The organism is Shewanella sp. ECSMB14101 (assembly GCF_000773485.1).
Lineage (GTDB): Bacteria > Pseudomonadota > Gammaproteobacteria > Enterobacterales > Shewanellaceae > Shewanella > Shewanella marisflavi.
Map to the genome: position 1 here is coordinate 1 of NZ_JSFF01000014.1, position 17,447 is coordinate 17,447.

17 protein-coding genes are annotated in these 17,447 nt (G+C 49.3%); 5 read left to right on the forward strand and 12 right to left on the reverse strand.

All coding sequences use genetic code 11. The features are described 5' to 3' along the window. Positions 1 to 92 precede the first annotated feature (92 nt). From NY07_RS11615 to rluE, 6 genes are all read right to left on the reverse strand, one after another. Positions 93 to 1,226 carry a cupin domain-containing protein gene (locus NY07_RS11615; protein WP_033539531.1) on the reverse strand — a complete coding sequence of 378 codons (1,134 nt, stop codon included), beginning with the start codon at positions 1,224 to 1,226 and terminating at the stop codon, positions 93 to 95. Between the two features lie 122 nt (positions 1,227 to 1,348). Next, positions 1,349 to 2,719 carry an adenylosuccinate lyase gene (purB, locus tag NY07_RS11620; RefSeq protein WP_033539532.1) on the reverse strand — a complete coding sequence of 457 codons (1,371 nt, stop codon included), beginning with the start codon at positions 2,717 to 2,719 and terminating at the stop codon, positions 1,349 to 1,351. A gap of 32 nt (positions 2,720 to 2,751) precedes the next feature. After that, on the reverse strand, positions 2,752 to 3,369 hold the full coding sequence (gene hflD, locus NY07_RS11625; RefSeq protein WP_033539533.1) for a high frequency lysogenization protein HflD: 618 nt from the start codon (positions 3,367 to 3,369) through the stop codon (positions 2,752 to 2,754). Positions 3,370 to 3,372: 3 nt separating this feature from the next. Continuing rightward, entirely contained in the window at positions 3,373 to 4,488 is a 1,116-nt protein-coding gene (gene mnmA, locus NY07_RS11630) for a tRNA 2-thiouridine(34) synthase MnmA (RefSeq protein ID WP_033539534.1), read from the reverse strand. A gap of 141 nt (positions 4,489 to 4,629) precedes the next feature. After that, positions 4,630 to 5,103, reverse strand: a complete 474-nt coding sequence (locus tag NY07_RS11635; RefSeq protein WP_033539535.1) for an NUDIX hydrolase — start codon at positions 5,101 to 5,103, stop codon at positions 4,630 to 4,632. A gap of 11 nt (positions 5,104 to 5,114) precedes the next feature. Then, positions 5,115 to 5,840 (reverse strand): 23S rRNA pseudouridine(2457) synthase RluE, encoded by a 726-nt coding sequence (rluE, locus tag NY07_RS11640; RefSeq protein ID WP_235363920.1) that lies wholly within the window; start codon positions 5,838 to 5,840, stop codon positions 5,115 to 5,117. A 283-nt stretch (positions 5,841 to 6,123) separates the two neighbouring features. On the opposite strand from rluE, the gene NY07_RS11645 reads away from it, so the two are divergent. Next, on the forward strand, positions 6,124 to 8,343 hold the full coding sequence (locus NY07_RS11645; protein ID WP_033539536.1) for an NADP-dependent isocitrate dehydrogenase: 2,220 nt from the start codon (positions 6,124 to 6,126) through the stop codon (positions 8,341 to 8,343). 89 nt (positions 8,344 to 8,432) lie between these two features. Here NY07_RS11645 and cspD read toward each other — a convergent pair whose 3' ends face one another. After that, positions 8,433 to 8,639, reverse strand: coding sequence for a cold shock domain-containing protein CspD (gene cspD, locus NY07_RS11650; protein WP_011865363.1), 207 nt, complete (start codon positions 8,637 to 8,639; stop codon positions 8,433 to 8,435). A gap of 245 nt (positions 8,640 to 8,884) precedes the next feature. On the opposite strand from cspD, the gene clpS reads away from it, so the two are divergent. Both clpS and clpA read left to right on the forward strand, forming a co-directional pair. Next, the gene (gene clpS, locus NY07_RS11655; protein WP_011865364.1) at positions 8,885 to 9,193 is read left to right on the forward strand and encodes an ATP-dependent Clp protease adapter ClpS; all 309 of its coding nucleotides are present in this window, start codon (positions 8,885 to 8,887) and stop codon (positions 9,191 to 9,193) included. A 35-nt stretch (positions 9,194 to 9,228) separates the two neighbouring features. Further along, entirely contained in the window at positions 9,229 to 11,487 is a 2,259-nt protein-coding gene (gene clpA / locus NY07_RS11660) for an ATP-dependent Clp protease ATP-binding subunit ClpA (protein WP_033539537.1), read from the forward strand. Between the two features lie 144 nt (positions 11,488 to 11,631). Here clpA and infA read toward each other — a convergent pair whose 3' ends face one another. The 3 genes from infA to aat form a co-directional block, all read right to left on the reverse strand. Continuing rightward, on the reverse strand, positions 11,632 to 11,850 hold the full coding sequence (gene infA, locus NY07_RS11665; RefSeq protein WP_011865366.1) for a translation initiation factor IF-1: 219 nt from the start codon (positions 11,848 to 11,850) through the stop codon (positions 11,632 to 11,634). Between the two features lie 130 nt (positions 11,851 to 11,980). Then, complete coding sequence (locus tag NY07_RS11670) at positions 11,981 to 12,685, reverse strand: arginyltransferase (RefSeq protein ID WP_033539538.1); 705 nt, start codon at positions 12,683 to 12,685, stop codon at positions 11,981 to 11,983. Further along, on the reverse strand, positions 12,675 to 13,385 hold the full coding sequence (gene aat / locus NY07_RS11675; RefSeq protein ID WP_033539539.1) for a leucyl/phenylalanyl-tRNA--protein transferase: 711 nt from the start codon (positions 13,383 to 13,385) through the stop codon (positions 12,675 to 12,677). The genes NY07_RS11670 and aat overlap by 11 nt, the downstream gene beginning before the upstream one ends. Positions 13,386 to 13,437: 52 nt before the next feature. Here aat and NY07_RS11680 point away from each other — a divergent pair, with 52 nt between their 5' ends. After that, positions 13,438 to 13,929 carry a glycine zipper 2TM domain-containing protein gene (locus NY07_RS11680; protein ID WP_033539540.1) on the forward strand — a complete coding sequence of 164 codons (492 nt, stop codon included), beginning with the start codon at positions 13,438 to 13,440 and terminating at the stop codon, positions 13,927 to 13,929. Positions 13,930 to 14,021: 92 nt separating this feature from the next. Here the strand turns inward: NY07_RS11680 and NY07_RS11685 are convergent, their stop codons facing one another. After that, on the reverse strand, positions 14,022 to 14,366 hold the full coding sequence (locus tag NY07_RS11685; protein WP_033539541.1) for a hypothetical protein: 345 nt from the start codon (positions 14,364 to 14,366) through the stop codon (positions 14,022 to 14,024). 210 nt (positions 14,367 to 14,576) lie between these two features. Here NY07_RS11685 and NY07_RS11690 point away from each other — a divergent pair, with 210 nt between their 5' ends. Beyond that, positions 14,577 to 15,329 carry a Nif3-like dinuclear metal center hexameric protein gene (locus NY07_RS11690; protein WP_033539542.1) on the forward strand — a complete coding sequence of 251 codons (753 nt, stop codon included), beginning with the start codon at positions 14,577 to 14,579 and terminating at the stop codon, positions 15,327 to 15,329. A gap of 94 nt (positions 15,330 to 15,423) precedes the next feature. Here the strand turns inward: NY07_RS11690 and metG are convergent, their stop codons facing one another. After that, positions 15,424 to 17,445, reverse strand: coding sequence for a methionine--tRNA ligase (gene metG, locus NY07_RS11695; RefSeq protein ID WP_033539543.1), 2,022 nt, complete (start codon positions 17,443 to 17,445; stop codon positions 15,424 to 15,426). Between the last annotated feature and the right edge of the window lie 2 nt (positions 17,446 to 17,447).

The window sequence follows — 17,447 nt, forward strand, 5'->3', positions numbered from 1 at the left end:
CCGGAAAGCCGCGATGAACCATAAAAAAGCCGCCCATCAGAGGCGGCTTTTTTGTGTTTTTTTAGGGCTTGCGCTCAATATGAGCCATATCCTTAGGCGAGGTAGGCGTATCCCGAATTGAGCAGCCAAACAAAATATTGCCCAATTGCTTGCTGCTGACAGAGGCTCATTGCCTGTTCGCTTTCGAAGCTAAACTGATTGGCTAGCAGCAGGAGTTCTTCATCTAACTCATCGTCTTCACTAAAGGTGTAGATCTCACCATTGATAAAGAGTCTGGCGTGTTTATCGCCTTCGAGACGAATCACCTTAAGTCCGCCGATGCGCTGTAAACTGGCGCCATCTTCCAGGGCTTCCATTAGCTCTACCTGGGCGTAATTGTCCCCTTGCTCACAAAGATCCAGCTCGAAGCGGTTCTGACTTAGGGTCTGACCCAGTAACGTTTGATAGTGTTCTGGCTGAGACAAGATCTCAGATACCAAGGCTAACATGCCTTCTTGCTGCTCAATGCTCAATAGGCCAGGGCTTGTAGGTTCCTGATTAGAGGTAAAGCGCTTATTACCACTATTGGTGTCAATTAAATGATCGGCAATACTGCTAAAGAGTTCTTGTTGGCTAGGCGTGCGAAAGCCTATTGAGTAACTCAGTGCCGTCTCTATGGTCTCGCCTCGGTGGGGAAAGCCTGGCGGAATATAAAGCATGTCACCGGCTTCGAGCACTACATCGATTATTGGTTCGAAGTCATCAATAAGCGCGGTGTGGGTATCGCCTCCACGTGGGGCATATTGGCCTTTGGGACCGACTTTCCAGCGCCTTTTGCCTTCGCCTTGCAGCAAGAAGACATCATAGTTGTCGATATGGGGGCCTACGCCGCCGCCCGGTGTGGCGTAAGAGACCATAAGATCATCAAAGCGCCAGTCGGGGATGAAGCGGAAGGCGTCTACCAACGGCTCCGCATCTGGGTACCAATGGTTGACTGCCTGCACCAGGAGCTGCCAGTTATTTTCGCCAAAAGGGGAATAGTCTTCGATAGGCCCCTGGATGATTTCCCAGTTATCCTGCTGAGTCAGCACGATACGCGAGGCGACTTCCTCTTCACAGGCGAGTCCTGCCAGCTCATCGGCGGCGATAGGATCATGAAAAGATTTAAAGGCGCCCTTGATAACCAGAGGCTGCTTTTGCCAGTGATGGGTTAAAAAATCTTGTGTATCGAAATTGAGGCTGTACATAGAGTGATTCGCCAAGCTGTGGTGGGGAAATGGGGGCAGTATAAGCCCAAAAGATCATATTCTGAAAATAATAAAGGCGGTAAGCATTTGCCTACCGCCTTTATGTTAACCCTATGGGATGATTACTTTAGATCATCTACAAAGGCTTCAGCGCGGCCGATATAGTTTGCCGGCGTCATCTTCTTGAGTTCAGTTTTGACTTCAGCTGGCAGTTCCAGCTTGTCGATGAACTGTGCCAGTTGCTCGCCATCGATACGCTTACCACGGGTCAGCTCTTTAAGCTTCTCGTATGGTTTCTCGATGCCGTAACGACGCATAACGGTTTGAACTGGCTCCGCCAGTACTTCCCAGTTTTGGTCCAGCTCTTCACGCAGGTGAACCTCGTTCACCTCCAGTTTGCTGATCCCTTTAAGGGTAGCCTGGTAGGCAATTAACGCGTGAGCCATGCCCACACCTAAGTTACGTAGAACTGTAGAGTCGGTCAGGTCGCGCTGCCAACGAGACACTGGCAGTTTAGCCGCCAAGTGTTGCATCAGAGCATTTGCGATGCCCAGGTTGCCTTCTGAGTTTTCAAAGTCAATTGGGTTAACCTTGTGCGGCATGGTCGATGAACCAATTTCACCAGCAACGGTTTTCTGCTTGAAATGACCCAAGGCGATATAACCCCAGATGTCACGGTCAAAATCGATCAATACGGTATTGAATCGCGCAACGGCGTCAAACAGCTCAGCGATATAATCGTGTGGCTCGATCTGTGTGGTGTAAGGATTCCAGTTGAGTCCCAGGCTGGTCACGAAACGTTCAGACAGGGTGTGCCAGTCAACTTCAGGGTAGGCCGACAGGTGAGCGTTGTAGTTTCCTACGGCGCCGTTGATCTTACCCATGATCTCAACCGCTTGGATCTGCTTAAGCTGACGCTCAAGACGCACGGCTACGTTGGCCATCTCTTTACCTAAGGTAGAAGGAGAGGCCGGCTGGCCGTGAGTACGAGACATCAGTGGCACAGAGCGATACTCGGTCGCTAGCTTCTTAACACTGTCTACAATCTGTTGACAGTAAGGCACCAGCACCTGCTCGCGAGCTTCGCTAAGCATCAGACCGTGAGACAGGTTATTGATATCTTCAGAGGTACAGGCAAAGTGCACGAACTCATCGATAGCAACCAGCTCACTATTATCCGCGATCTTCTCTTTGATAAAGTACTCGACCGCCTTCACATCGTGGTTGGTGGTGGCTTCGATGGTCTTGACGCGCAGGGCATCTGCTTCGCTGAAGTTGTCTTTGATCTGATCGAGCAAAGCCAGCGCGGCTTCGCTAAAAGGAGGAACTTCTTCAATTTCTGGGCAGCTGGATAGCAGCTTTAGCCAGTTTATTTCGACTTGAACACGGTATTTGGTCAGGCCGTACTCGCTGAAAATCCCTCGCAATGAGGCGGTTTTACTACCATAACGACCGTCTACCGGAGAGATAGCAGTTAGTGCGGAAAGTTCCATTAGAAGCTCCTTTAATGAACTTAGCTTATTATTTATAGGGTGAGGCTTTTCTTAGCTGTATCAACTATTGTTTTTCTCGAGAAGACAAGGTGTCTGCGCTTGCCTCCAAGTTGGCGCCACAACACCGCACTGCGCATGGCAGCCAGTAGCAGGGCACGTATCTTTTGTTGTACCAGAGGTTGTTTCAGAAACTCGGGATTGCCCGAGATCTGTATTTTGGGACCTAAGGTACTGATAATGTCGCTGTAGATGCCGGCAAAGTTGGCGACCACCTGATCATCGGTAATCGCAAAATGGTGCAGCTGTCTGTGTACCTGATTGATCCTTTCGGCCAGCATGCCCATGGCGTTTGCACTGCGGGATAGCTTGCGCTCTAGCGCCAAAATGCCGATGAGGTAACGGGTGATCTCAACATCTTTCTGCTTGTCATCCCCCAACTGATTCAACACCAGTTGGTAGCCACGATTCAATGCAGCCTTGTCGCTGTATACATCGGCAGTGTTATCGGGATTGGTCACCATAATGGTGTTTAGACAAGCGCTAAGCATCTCATCGTCAGCCTGACCATGTCTGGCGACCTTCTGTACTTGGCCAATTGCCTGAAGAATACCGGCAAAGGCCATGGTTCTGTCGAAAATCGGCTCGCTCACGGTTTACTCTCTTATCAGGGTGTCTATGATACCGCCGCCAAGGCAGACTTCGCCGTCATAAAACACAGCAGACTGGCCTGGGGTCACGGCCGCTACCGGCTCGTCGAAGATCACCTTGATGCGATCTTCCCCTTCATAGGTAAGGGTACAGGCAACGTCTTGCTGGCGATAACGCGTCTTAACTGTGATCGCTGCGCCATCGGCCGGCCCCTTTCTGTCGACCCAGTGCAGTTGATTGGCATAGAAACCCACTGACATGAGGCGAGGGTGCTGACCGCCTTGGCCGACGACTAATACGTTACGTTCGAGATCTTTATCTACCACATACCAAGGATCGTCATTGCTGTTTTTCATTCCGCCAATGCCCAGACCTTTACGTTGGCCCAGGGTGTGATACATCAAGCCTTGATGCTCGCCAATCACTTCACCTTCGGCGGTTTCTATCTTGCCAGGCTGTGCTGGTAAGAAGGTACTTAGAAAATCGGTAAACTTACGTTCGCCAATAAAGCAGATGCCCGTGCTGTCTTTCTTATCATGGGTAACTAAACCCATCTTCTTGGCGATGTCACGCACTTCGCTTTTTTCCAGCTCACCAACGGGAAATAGTGAGCGAGCGATCTGCTCGTTGCTCAAGGTGTAGAGGAAATAGCTCTGGTCTTTGTTGCCATCGACACCACGCAGCATCTGACTCTGGCCCGAAGCATCGCTGCGGCGCACGTAATGCCCCATGGCAATGTAGTCGGCGTCTAAGATATCGTCGGCAAACTCAAGAAACGCTTTAAACTTAATCTCTTTGTTACACATGATGTCTGGGTTAGGGGTACGACCCGCCTTGTATTCGGCAAGGAAGTATTCGAACACGTTATCCCAGTATTCAGCGGCAAAGTTGACCGTGTGCAGCTTGATGCCGAGCTTGTCACAAACGGCTTGAGCGTCTTTAAGATCTTCTGCCGCGGCACAATACTCATCGGTATCGTCCTCTTCCCAGTTCTTCATGAACAGGCCTTCGACTTGATAGCCCTGCTGTATGAGAAGATAGGCGGAAACAGATGAATCAACACCGCCGGACATGCCGACGATCACTTTTTTACCGTTTGGATTGGGTTCGATTGATGCCATAAATCCTAAAAACCAATTAAATATGTGTAGCTACGGCGTTTTGTCCAGTTGTCTAAAGTGGCTTTCGCCTAAGTCGGGCAGATCCCAATTTGACCTGCTATCTGGAAAATGTGTCGCCGTAATATGCGGGGGCATATTCTATCATGCATTGTGGCTTTGGGCTAACAGGAGAAACTGGCTATTGACCACGTCAGTCGAAAAGAGTTTTCCCTGGCGATAGTCGTGTATGCATTGCAATACCAGAGGGCTTCTGAGCTGTGGTTTGCGCTGCTCTATTTCATCAAGGGTCATCCACAGGGCGCGGCAGATGGCATTGTCTTGGGGCGTTGGTGTGAGTAATTCATCAAGGGCACAAGCATAGGTGAAGCGAAGAAAGGCCAAATCTTCATTGGCTTGAAACTGATAAATTTTGATGAGTGATTGTGGTTTGATGGCAACTCCTGTCTCTTCCAGCACCTCGCGCGCGCAGGCTTGGGTTAAGCTTTCATGGGCTTCCAGATGACCTGCTGGCTGATTATAGGTGAGCTTGCCATCGATAAGCTCCTCTACCATTAGGTATTTATCTTCGCAGGCGATCACACAGGCTACCGTGACATTGGGTTTATAGCGCTCCATCTATGACCTCGTTAGGATTGGGGTAAGACTCTATACTCGCCGTTTTTAATCTCATCTAGGCACCACTGACCTATTTTATAACGAATTAATCTGAGGGTAGGGTAACCGACATGGGCCGTCATTCGTCTGACCTGGCGGTTGCGTCCTTCACAGATCTCAATAGATAACCAGCTTGTGGGGATCTGCTGGCGTTCTCTTACCGGCGGCGTGCGCGGCCAGATGTCAGGTTGAGGCATACGAGTGACCTTTGCCGGCAGCGTTGGGCCATCTTTTAGATTCACGCCATTTCTGAGTGCTTCGATGGCCTCGTCGGTTGGAATGCCCTCGACCTGCACCCAGTAGGTCTTATAGGTTTTCTTTTTCGGTTCGGTAATACGAGATTGCAGCACGCCGTCGTTGGTGAGTAGCAGCAGGCCTTCGCTGTCGCGATCCAGACGCCCGGCGGCGTAAACCCCTTCTATGGGGATGAAGTCTTTGAGGGTCTTACGCCCTTGATCATCGGTAAACTGACACAAGACATCGAATGGCTTGTTGAACAGCACTATGATGGGATTTTCCGGACGCGGCTTGGGCTTTTTCGAGGTAAATTTCCCCGGCTTATGCAAGCGAGGTTTGCCTTTGGGATTGACGGCGCTCGAGGTTTTTGGGCCTTGGCTGCGACGAGTGATTTTAGATTTTGTGGGTTTGGTCAGACTCAAGTGGCAAACTTCTGGGGTAGTGTATGCTAATGCTGACATTGTACTGTGCATTCGCCATTAGTGGAATTTGAATATTGGCGTGAATGATTTATGATGTCGGCCAATTAAATGTGATCGATAGCAAAGCGTGAACAGAATTTGAGATGTTAACCGCGCTTTGTTTTGCATTAAATCGGTTTAAGTGTCAGGGCATGTCCCTTGGGCGTTCACCCTTACAGTTTATCCTTTTCATGCCTCGCATTCGCCATCGTAAAATTATAATAATTACATCATAGTGATTTGATTCATAAACAATTTATTTTAAAAAAACGTAGGAAATAAAATGAACGACAATCCAACGATCATCTATACGGAGACTGATGAAGCTCCGGCACTCGCGACCCTATCTTTACTGCCAATCATCAAGCACTTTACTGCCGCCGCAGGCGTCGGTGTTGAGACTCGTGATATTTCACTCTCTGGCCGTGTTATTGCTAATTTTCCTGAATTTTTAAGCCCAGAACAGCAGATCTCAGATGCCCTCGCTGAATTAGGTGAACTGGCCACTAAGCCAGAAGCCAATATCATCAAACTGCCTAACATCAGTGCCTCTATCCCTCAATTAAAAGCTTGTATCAAAGAGCTGCAGGAAAAAGGTTACGCGCTGCCTAACTATCCTGATGAGCCACAAAATGATGCAGAAGCCGATATCAAGGCGCGTTATGACAAGATTAAGGGCAGTGCCGTAAACCCAGTGTTGCGTGAAGGTAACTCAGATCGCCGCGCGCCAACTTCGGTAAAGAACTACGCCAAAAAGAACCCACACTCAATGGGAGCTTGGAGCCGTGATTCTAAGTCACACGTTGCCCATATGGATGCAGGTGATTTCTATGGCAGTGAGCAATCTGTCACCGTCGATGCGCCAACCAGTGTCGATATTCTGTTTGAAGGTAAAGATGGCAGCAGCAAGACGCTAAAATCTGGCCTTGAGCTGCTGGCTGGCGAAGTGATTGACGCCTCAACCATGAGCAAGAAGGCGCTAGTGGCTTATATGGAGCGCGAAATTGAGGCTGCAAAAGCTGAAGATGTGCTGCTATCACTGCACCTGAAAGCCACCATGATGAAGGTGTCAGATCCTATTTTATTTGGTCACGCGGTGAAGGTTTATTACAAGTCACTATTTGACAAGCATGGCCAGCTGTTTGAAGAGCTAGGCGTCGATGTTAATAATGGTTTCGGTGACGTCTATGCCAAGATCGCTAGCCTACCAGCGGAAAAGCAGGCCGAAATTGAAGCGGATATCGCCGCTATCTACGCCGAGCGTCCAGCCCTGGCCATGGTTGATTCTGACCGCGGTATCACCAACCTACACGTGCCAAGCGATGTGATTATCGATGCTTCTATGCCAGCGGCTATTCGCTCATCAGGCCAGATGTGGGGACCAGATGGCAAGCTGAAAGATACCAAGGCGTTGATCCCAGATCGTTGCTACGCCGGTGTGTACCAAGAAACCATCCAGTTCTGTAAAGAGCACGGCGCTTTCGATCCAACTACCATGGGTAGCGTACCCAATGTTGGCCTGATGGCACAGAAAGCCGAAGAGTATGGTAGCCATGACAAGACCTTTGAAATGGCTGCAGACGGCGTGGTGAAGGTTATCGATGCTGCCGGCAATCTACTCATGTCTCACGATGTGGAAGCGGGTGATATCTGGAGAATGTGCCAGGTGAAAGACGCGCCTATCCGTGACTGGGTTAAGCTGGCGGTAAACCGCGCGCGTCTGTCGTCAACGCCTGCCGTCTTCTGGCTTGATGAGAACCGTGCCCACGATGCACAACTGATTGCCAAAGTGAACAAGTATCTGCCTGAGCATGATACCGCTGGCCTAGAGATCCATATCATGGCGCCGGTTGAAGCCACTCGTTTCTCACTGGAGCGAATCAAACAAGGCCTGGATACCATTTCGGTGACGGGTAACGTATTGCGTGACTACCTAACGGACCTTTTCCCAATTCTTGAGCTGGGTACCAGTGCTAAGATGCTCTCAATCGTACCATTGATGAGCGGTGGTGGATTGTTTGAGACAGGTGCCGGTGGTAGTGCGCCTAAGCACGTTCAACAGGTGGAGAAAGAAGGTCACCTGCGCTGGGATTCTCTCGGTGAGTTTTTGGCCCTTGGCGCGTCACTCGAGCACTTGAGCCAAAACTATGATAATCCTAAGGCCCAGGTATTGGCCGATGCATTGGATAATGCCATCGGTAAGTTCCTCGACGAGAATCGTTCGCCTTCACGTCGTGTGGGTGAGCTGGATAACCGTGGTAGCCATTTCTATCTGGCCATGTACTGGGCTCAGGCATTAGCAGCGCAGGACAGTGATGCTGAGCTTAAGGCTAAGTTTGCGCCATTAGCGGAAGCCTTTGCCAATAACGAAGCTAAGATAGTTGCAGAGTTAAACGGTGCACAGGGTCCGGCAGTTGATTTGGGTGGTTACTATCGCCTGGATGCTGCTAAGGCAACAGCGGCGATGCGTCCAAGTGCGACACTCAATCAGCTGTTAAGCTAATAGCAGGTTGAAAAAGGCGCCTTGTGCGCCTTTTTCACAATAAATAAAAAAGGCAGGGATAACCCTGCCTTTTTTGTTTTTTAAACCCACTATTTAGTGGGCGATATCGCTGACGCGTGCATCCCTTTAGGCCCCTGTTCCACCTCGAATTGGACTGATTGGCCTGCTTTTAGAGTTCGATAGCCTTCCATTTCAATGGTAGAATAGTGTGCGAAAACGTCTTCACCACCAGCTTCAGGGCAGATAAACCCGAATCCTTTGGCGTTGTTGAACCATTTCACAGTTCCGTTTGCCATACTTCCACTTCCTTCTGTTGTTTACTGACCAGTAAGATAGTAAAACTTAATGAGGCGGGGTAAATTCACCGCTCGATGAACAGAATGAAACCAGTAAAAGCGGATGTCAAGATTAATTTAACAAAAAAGCAACAATTGGCGCGGGAACACCGGGAAATGGTTTTAATGGTCGGATGAGTGATAGGTTTATCCTGGGTAGGTAGTAACATTTGGAAGAAGCCAAAACTAGAGGCTAATATTGAAATATGGGTAAAGTAGGTAATATTGAGCACATTGAAGAGCGCGCGGAAACAGAGCTTATGCCGCCTTCTATGTACAAAGTGATCTTAAACAACGATGACTATACTCCGATGGACTTTGTCATCGAGGTGTTACAACTCTTTTTTAATAAAAACGAACAAGAAGCCACAGATATCATGTTGGCGATACATCATCAGGGTAAGGGAATTTGCGGCGTTTTCCCTTTTGGCATTGCAGAAACTAAGGTCGCACAAGTAAATCAGTTTGCAAGACAAAACCAACATCCGTTACTGTGTTCATTAGAGAAAGCCTGAAGATCGAAGTTTTGTGATTATTTTAGGGGGTGCTTATGTTAAATAAAGATTTAGAGGTCACCTTGAATCTGGCGTTTCAGCAAGCCAGAGACGCGCGGCACGAATACATGACCGTAGAGCATCTGCTATTGGCGTTAATCGACAATCCAGCGGCCCAAGAGGCGTTATTGGCCTGCGGTGCGAATCTCGACAAACTAAGAGAAGATGTGTCGAGTTTCATCGAACAAACCACTCCTATTATCAGCGACCCAAATGATGATAGAGAAACCCAACCCACCTTAGGTTTTCAGCGTGTACTGCAGCGAGCGGTTTTTCATGTGCAGTCTTCTGGTCGCAATGAAGTCACCGGCGCCAATGTCTTAGTGGCTATTTTTAGCGAGCAGGAATCCCAGGCGGTGTACCTGTTACGCAACTGTGAGATCACCCGTCTTGATGTAGTGAACTACATCTCGCACGGTGTTGCGCGCGATGAACTGGACAATGCCCAAGAGCCTGAGCAGATTGAAGATAATAGCGAACCGGAAGAGCGCAGTAAGCTGTCGCAATTTACTGCGAATCTCAACGAAGAGGCACGCAAGGGCAATATCGATCCTCTGATTGGCCGCGCCGATGAAATTGAGCGCTCGATTCAGATCTTATGTCGCCGTCGTAAGAATAATCCGCTACTGGTGGGTGAAGCGGGCGTGGGTAAGACGGCAATCGCTGAAGGTTTAGCCTATCGCATCGTTAACGATGAAGTGCCCGAGGTGATGGCTGATGCCACCGTCTACTCTTTAGATCTTGGTGCACTGCTGGCGGGCACCAAATACCGCGGGGATTTTGAGAAACGTTTCAAGAGCCTACTTAAGGAGCTGGCGCAAGACGAGCATGCGATTTTGTTTATCGACGAGATCCACACCATCATTGGTGCCGGCGCCGCGTCAGGCGGTGTAATGGATGCGTCTAACTTATTAAAACCGCTTCTGTCTAGCGGTCACCTGCGTTGCATGGGCTCAACCACTTTCCAGGAATACCAGAGTATTTTTGAGAAAGATCGGGCCCTGGCAAGACGCTTCCAAAAAGTCGATATTAATGAGCCTTCGGTGGCAGAAACCACCAAGATCCTACAAGGCCTCAAGAGCAAGTATGAAGAGCACCATGGTGTGCGCTATACCCTGGCAGCACTCTCGGTTGCGTCTAAGCTATCGGATAAGCATATCAATGACAGACACTTGCCAGATAAGGCGATAGACGTGATCGATGAGGCGGGGGCTCGTATGGCGATGCAACCCGCTAGCAAGCGTAAGAAGACCATAGGCCAGGCGGAGATCGAGTCGATAATCGCCAAGATGGCGCGGATCCCTGAGAAGACGGTTTCGGCAAACGACAAGGATATGCTGAAAAATCTTGAGCGTAATCTCAAGATGGTGGTATTTGGTCAAGATAAGGCCATTGAAGCACTTAGCTCGGCGATACGTCTGTCGCGCAGTGGCCTGAGCGGCGCTCACAAGCCTGTGGGGAGCTTTTTGTTTGCCGGGCCAACCGGGGTAGGTAAAACCGAGGTAACCAGCCAACTGGCGTCCTGTCTTAGCCTCAAGCTGGTACGTTTTGATATGTCTGAGTACATGGAGAGTCATACCGTGTCTCGCCTTATCGGTGCACCACCAGGCTATGTTGGTTACGATCAGGGTGGTTTGTTGACCGATGCAGTGATAAAGAATCCTCACTGTGTGGTATTGCTCGATGAGATTGAAAAAGCGCATCCTGATGTCTATAACCTGTTGCTTCAGGTGATGGATCACGGCACCTTGACGGACAACAATGGCCGTAAGGCGGACTTTAGGCACGTGACCTTAGTGATGACCACTAACGCCGGTGTGCAGGAGACGGTGCGTAAATCGATTGGCTTTAAGCAGCAAGATCATAGTCAGGACGCCTTGTCTGAGATTAATCGAGTCTTTTCGCCTGAATTTAGAAACCGCTTAGATGAGATCATCTGGTTCAATCATCTGGATATGACAGTGATTGCCAAGGTGGTTGATAAGTTCCTGGTAGAGTTACAGGCGCAGCTTGATGAGAAATCTGTGGTGCTTGAGGTGAGCGATGAAGCCAGAACCTTGCTGGCCGAGAAGGGCTATGATAAGGCGATGGGCGCGCGGCCAATGGCGCGCGTGGTCACCGAGATGATTAAACGTCCGCTTGCCGATGAGATCCTCTTTGGCCAACTTGAGAAGGGCGGTACGGCCTATGTTGATGTTGACGGTGATAAGCTGAGCATTAAGGTCGAGCGACCGGAAAAGCTGACACAGACATAAAGAAAAAAGGCTGCAATTGCAGCCTTTTTTATGATTTGTCATGGGCTTATCACAAAGGATAACGCCGCCTGTTCTCTGGTCAGGAACTATCCGTGCAGGAACAAAAAAAACCGGCTCTGCCGGTTTTTATTTCGTTAGCTAACTTTAGCGTGAACGGAAGACGATGCGCCCTTTGCTCAAATCATAAGGGGTCAGCTGTACAGTGACCTTATCACCCGTCAGAATACGGATGTAGTTTTTACGCATTTTGCCTGAGATATGGGCGATTACTACGTGACCATTCTCTAGCTCTACTCGAAACATTGTATTTGGCAAGGTTTCAAGAATAGTGCCTTGCATCTCAATGTTGTCTTCTTTCGCCATTAATCAGTTATCCTGTTAGCCTTCAAATATTAAAAACGGGCGTATCATGCCGCAAATTGGTGCTGCTGTAAAGAGGTGTTCGTTATCTGGGCAAATATCTGTTTGCTTTCTTTTTTCTGATTTCTTCGCTTTATTCGCTTCGTTGCCAACCGTTTGTGGTTAAGATCTCATAGGGGTGATAGGCGGTCTTGTAATTCATCTTACGCGACTCATGGATCTGATAACCCAGATAAACATGTGCTTTATTCATCTGTTTTGCAAGCTGGCACTGCAGTAGGATCATAAAGGATCCCAGAGAGCGTTTATCCAATTCAGGCGCAAAAAAGCTATAGATGGCGGATAGGCTGTTAGGCAGTATATCGGTCACTGCAACGCCGATGAGTTTGCCTTGAAGCCTGAGTTCCAGCAATTGGGGGGGATGCCAACTGCACTGCACGAAATGATCGTATTGTTCTCTCGATGGCGGGTACATGGGACCGTCATGATGACGCGCCTTGATGTATGTCTCGTACAATGCATAGTGCTCGTCGCTGCAGGCATCAACCAGAGACCAGCTGATATCCTGATTTTGCTTTAGGGTGCGCTTTTGCCGACGTGAGGGCTGAAAAGCGCCTACGGGGATCCTTATTGGCAGACAAGCCTGGCAGTGGGGACAATGAGGCTTGTATATGGTTTCGCCACTGCGTCTAAACCCTAAGGCGAGTAACTTTTCAAACAAGGTTAAGTCGAGCGATTCTTCTTGCAGTACCAACAGTTGTTCTTGTTTGTTGGGCAGGTAACTGCAGTCGAAAGTGTGGGTCATGCCCACTTGAATGGTATCGGATCTAGAGCTCAAGCTGCACCTCTTGGGGATGCCAGGCATCGCTGGCGACTTCAACATCGCGAAAACGCTTCAACAAGTTGAAGAAATCGTTACGCTTGAGCGCTTTTGCGCCCAGTGACGCCAGATGAGGGTTCATGACCTGGGCATCGATTAGGCGGTACTTGTGTGCGAGTAGATGTTGATGCAACATCGCCATGGCGGCCTTGGAGGCATTGCTTTGTAGGTGAAACATGGACTCGCCACAAAATACCTGGCCAATGGCGACCCCATAGAGGCCACCGATGAGCTTATTATCATCCCATACCTCCACCGAATGCGCCTTGTGCTGCTGATGAAGGGCTTTATAGGCTGTTTGAATTTCAGCTGTGATCCAGGTTCCTTCCTTGCCTTGGCGAGTGAGGGCGCAGTTTTCAATTACCTGATTAAAAGCGCGGTTAACGCTGAAATGCCACCGGCTTCGTTTGATGTGACGCTTGAGGCTACGACTAACTTTGAGTGCACCCGGTACGAATACGGCACGCGGGTCTGGCGACCACCAGAGTATGGGGTCGTTTTCGTTAAACCAAGGAAAAATCCCCTCATAATAGGCGTTGAGTAGTCGCTTGGGATGAAGATCTCCACCGATGGCCAAGAGTCCGTTTGGATCGGTTAAGGCAAACTCCGGCGAGGGGAACTTTGCCAGTTCATGATTTAAATAGGACAGTGAGTTCACAATTGAGTAAAATTAGTTATCGGCCTCTTTATAAGTTAGCGGAAAACCTCTTATGTTGAAACCTGCAGCGCTTCACTTTCGCCTTATTTGGTCAGTTTTTATCTTAGCGGCAAGTCTGGGTCTGTGTGCTGGTGTGGATGCAGCCTATGAGCGGAATCAAGCGGTGCCAGTTGAGAAGGTCGAATATGGCTATGTAACTTCGGTGCGCAATATTACACAAACTCAATTGGTTGAAGATCGTAATCAGGGTTGGCGTGCATTTGGCGGCGCGCTCATAGGCGGCGTCATAGGTCACCAGTTTGGTGGTGGTAGCGGTAAGGACGTGGCGACCGTATTAGGTGCCTTAATAGGTGGCGGTATAGGCCACAGATCGGGCGACGATTATTATCAGCAACTCAAACTCGTGGAGTTGATGATCCGCTATGAAGATGGCCAAGAGGTAATGGTTATCCAAGATTATGACCCAGGTATGATTTTTAATGTCGATGATGAAGTTCGAGTGGTGTACCTGCAAGGCCGGGTGCGGGTCGATCTGGCCATGTAGCTGGAATTATGTGTTGAGCAATAGTACAAATAAAAAAGGAGCCGTTAGGCTCCTTTTTTGTGCATTATTTGCGCAGCATTTACCGGTTTACATTAGAAACCGCGAGGTAGTTGTCCTTTACCTGCAAGCTTGGCTCGCCATAGCTCTTTTGGCGTCATACCGCCAGAAGTTGATTTACTAGCAGTAGCTTTAGCCTTTACTGGCGCCGCCTTCTTAGGAGCAGCCTTTGGCTTTTCTGCTTTAGGTGTGGCTTTTACAGCTGGAGTCGCTGTGCCTTGCTCGGCCAACATGGCCTCTAAATCACTAAAACGAAGAGATTTACCACCATCGATCTTATACCAGCTTCCTTTCTGCTCGATAGTCACGCTCTTACCCTGGGCTTTACTCAAGGCCGTTTCGAGTGAGCTAATTACCTCTTCTTTGGTCAACTTTGACATAGTATTAACCTATTTCTTTTAATGTGTAATTGAAGGTTTGGCCTAATTTTATAGTTGAAACGCCCGAAATGTCCAATTTTCACAGAAATTCAACGTATTTCTATGAACTGAGCCCCAGATATGGCTAAACTAGGCGCTAATATCACAGCTAATTTTTCGTGATTGAGTGAGAGGTTGGCTTATCTTATCTGATTCAGATTAGGAGCTTAGATGAATCGCACAGCATTAACCCGCTACCTTACGGAATTTCTGCAGGTGGGCAATTATAAGGACTATGCCCCCAACGGTTTACAGGTGGAAGGCAAGGAGCGAATAAAGACGATTGTGACTGGAGTGACCGCCTGTCAGGCGTTGATCGATAGAGCGGTTGAGCTAAATGCCGATGCCCTGCTGGTGCACCATGGTTTCTTTTGGAAGGGGGAGTCAGAGACCATTACCGGCATGAAGTATCGCCGTATTAAGACGCTGATTAATAATGATATTAATCTTTATGGCTATCATCTTCCGCTCGATGGTCACCCTATGCTGGGCAACAATGCTGAGCTGGCTCGAGAGCTAGGGATTATCGATGCGGAATCGGTAGAAGGGGTTGCTCAAGGCCTTGTGTGGCAAGGACGTTTGGATGAACCTATGGCGCCAAGTGCGTTTGCAGCTCATCTTGCCAGCGTGCTAGGACGTGAGGCGCTGCATCTTGGCGAGAGTGATAAAGCTATCCATCATCTGGCCTGGTGCAGTGGCGGCGCTCAAGATTATATCGACATCGCGGTAGAGCTAGGTGTCGATGCCTTTATTAGCGGCGAAGTATCTGAGCGCACATTCCATAGCGCCGTAGAGCAAAATATTCATTACTACGCTGCGGGTCACCACGCCACAGAAAGATTTGGTATCAAGGCATTGGGCGAGCATCTGGCGAATGAGTTTGGCTTGACCCATCACTTTGTGGATATCCACAACCCAGTGTAGTGGCGCCGTGAACTGAGCTTATTATTAGGTGATAACCTAAAATAAAAGGCCGCTAATTAGCGGCCTTTTTGCTTTAAATCAAAGGGGGTTTGGCTTACTTGACTCGCATGCCAGGTTGAGCGCCTTCATGGGGCTCTAGAATCCACAGATCTTTCTTACCCGGTCCTGCGGCAAGCACCATACCTTCAGACATGCCGAAACGCATCTTACGTGGTGCCAGGTTGGCCACCATCACAGTTAGCTTGCCTTCTAGGTCTTCTGGAGCATAGGCTGACTTGATACCGGCAAAGACCTGCTTGGTTTCGCCACCTAGGTCGAGTTGCAGCTTAAGTAGCTTGTTGGCTTCAGGTACATGCTCTGCCTTGGCGATGCGAGCGATACGCAGATCCAACTTGGCAAAATCATCGAAGCTGATCTCTTCGCTGATAGGATCAAGCTCCAGCTGGCTTTTAGGGGCTTCAGTTACCTGGAGGTTTTCGGTCGAGGCTTCAATGATGGCTTCGATGTTTTTCATTTCGACGCGCTGCATCAGGGCCTTGAATGGCGCAATTTCGTGACCGCTCAGATCTTTGGCTAAATCATCCCAAGTCAGCTCAAGTTGCAGGAAGGTCTCAACATCCTGGGCCAGTTTAGGCAGCACAGGCTTAAGATAAGTAACCAGGATGCGGAACAGGTTCAGCGCATTGCTACACACCTGATGAGCTTCCTCTTGCTTATCTTCCTGCTTCACCAGCTGCCAAGGTGCAGCATCGGCAACATAGGCGTTGGCGATATCGGCAAGCGCCATGATTTCACGCATTGCTTTACCAAATTCGCGGGTTTCGTAAAACTCGGCAATCGTATCGGCTTTGGCGAGGAAGGTTTCGCTCAGGCTGGTATCGGCTACCTTGGCGAGCTTGCCATCGAAACGCTTGCTGATAAAGCCTGCGGTGCGTGAGGCGAGGTTAACCAGTTTACCCACGAGATCTGAGTTGACGCGTTGAGCGAAGTCTTCCAGGTTAAGGTCTAGGTCATCGATACGGCTGCTGAGCTTAGCCGCGTAGTAGTAACGCAGGTACTCAGGGTTTAAATTATCCAGATAGGTTCTGGCCTTGATAAAGGTGCCCTTAGATTTTGACATCTTGGCGCCGTTTACCGTCACATAACCATGGGCGTATACGCTGTTTGGCTTGCGGTAACCTGCACCTTCAAGCATGGCTGGCCAGAATAGGCTGTGGAAGTAAACGATATCCTTACCGATGAAGTGGTACACCTCGGCCGTAGAGTCTTTGGCCCAGAACTCGTCGAAGCTTAGGTCGCTACGCTTGTTACATAGGTTTTTGAATGAGCCCATGTAACCGATAGGCGCATCGAGCCAGACGTAGAAGAATTTACCCGGCGCATCGGGGATCTCGAAACCAAAATAGGGGGCATCACGGGTGATATCCCACTGCTGTAGGCCTTGGTCGAACCATTCGCCCAGCTTGTTGGCCATCTCTTGTTGCAGTGAGCCTGAGCGGGTCCACTCTTTTAACATCTCTTCGAAGGCGGGAAGGTCGAAGAAGAAGTGCTCAGTCTCTTTCATCACTGGTGTTGCGCCTGATACCGCCGACTTAGGATCGATCAGATCCGTTGGGCTGTAGGTCGCGCCGCAGCTGTCACAGTTGTCGCCATATTGATCGACAGACTTACACTTAGGGCAAGTGCCTTTGACGAAGCGATCCGGCAGGAACATAGACTTTTCAGGGTCGAATAGCTGAGAGATGGTTTTCGACTTGATATAGCCGCCATCGCGCAGCTTTAAGTAGATCTCGCTTGCCAGTTCACGGTTCTCATCGCTGTGAGTGCTGTGGAAGTTATCGAACTGGATATTAAAGTCGGCAAAATCTTGCTGATGTTCTTTCTGTACCTGAGCGATCATCTCTTCAGGCGCCATGCAAAGCTGTTGTGCTTTAAGCATGATGGGGGTGCCGTGGGCATCGTCTGCACAGATATAGTGACATTCGTGGCCGCGTAGCTTTTGAAAACGCGCCCAGATATCGGTTTGAATATATTCAAGCATGTGACCTAAATGTATGGGGCCATTGGCGTACGGAAGTGCGCTGGTCACGAGAATTTTACGTTGTGAAGTTGCCATCT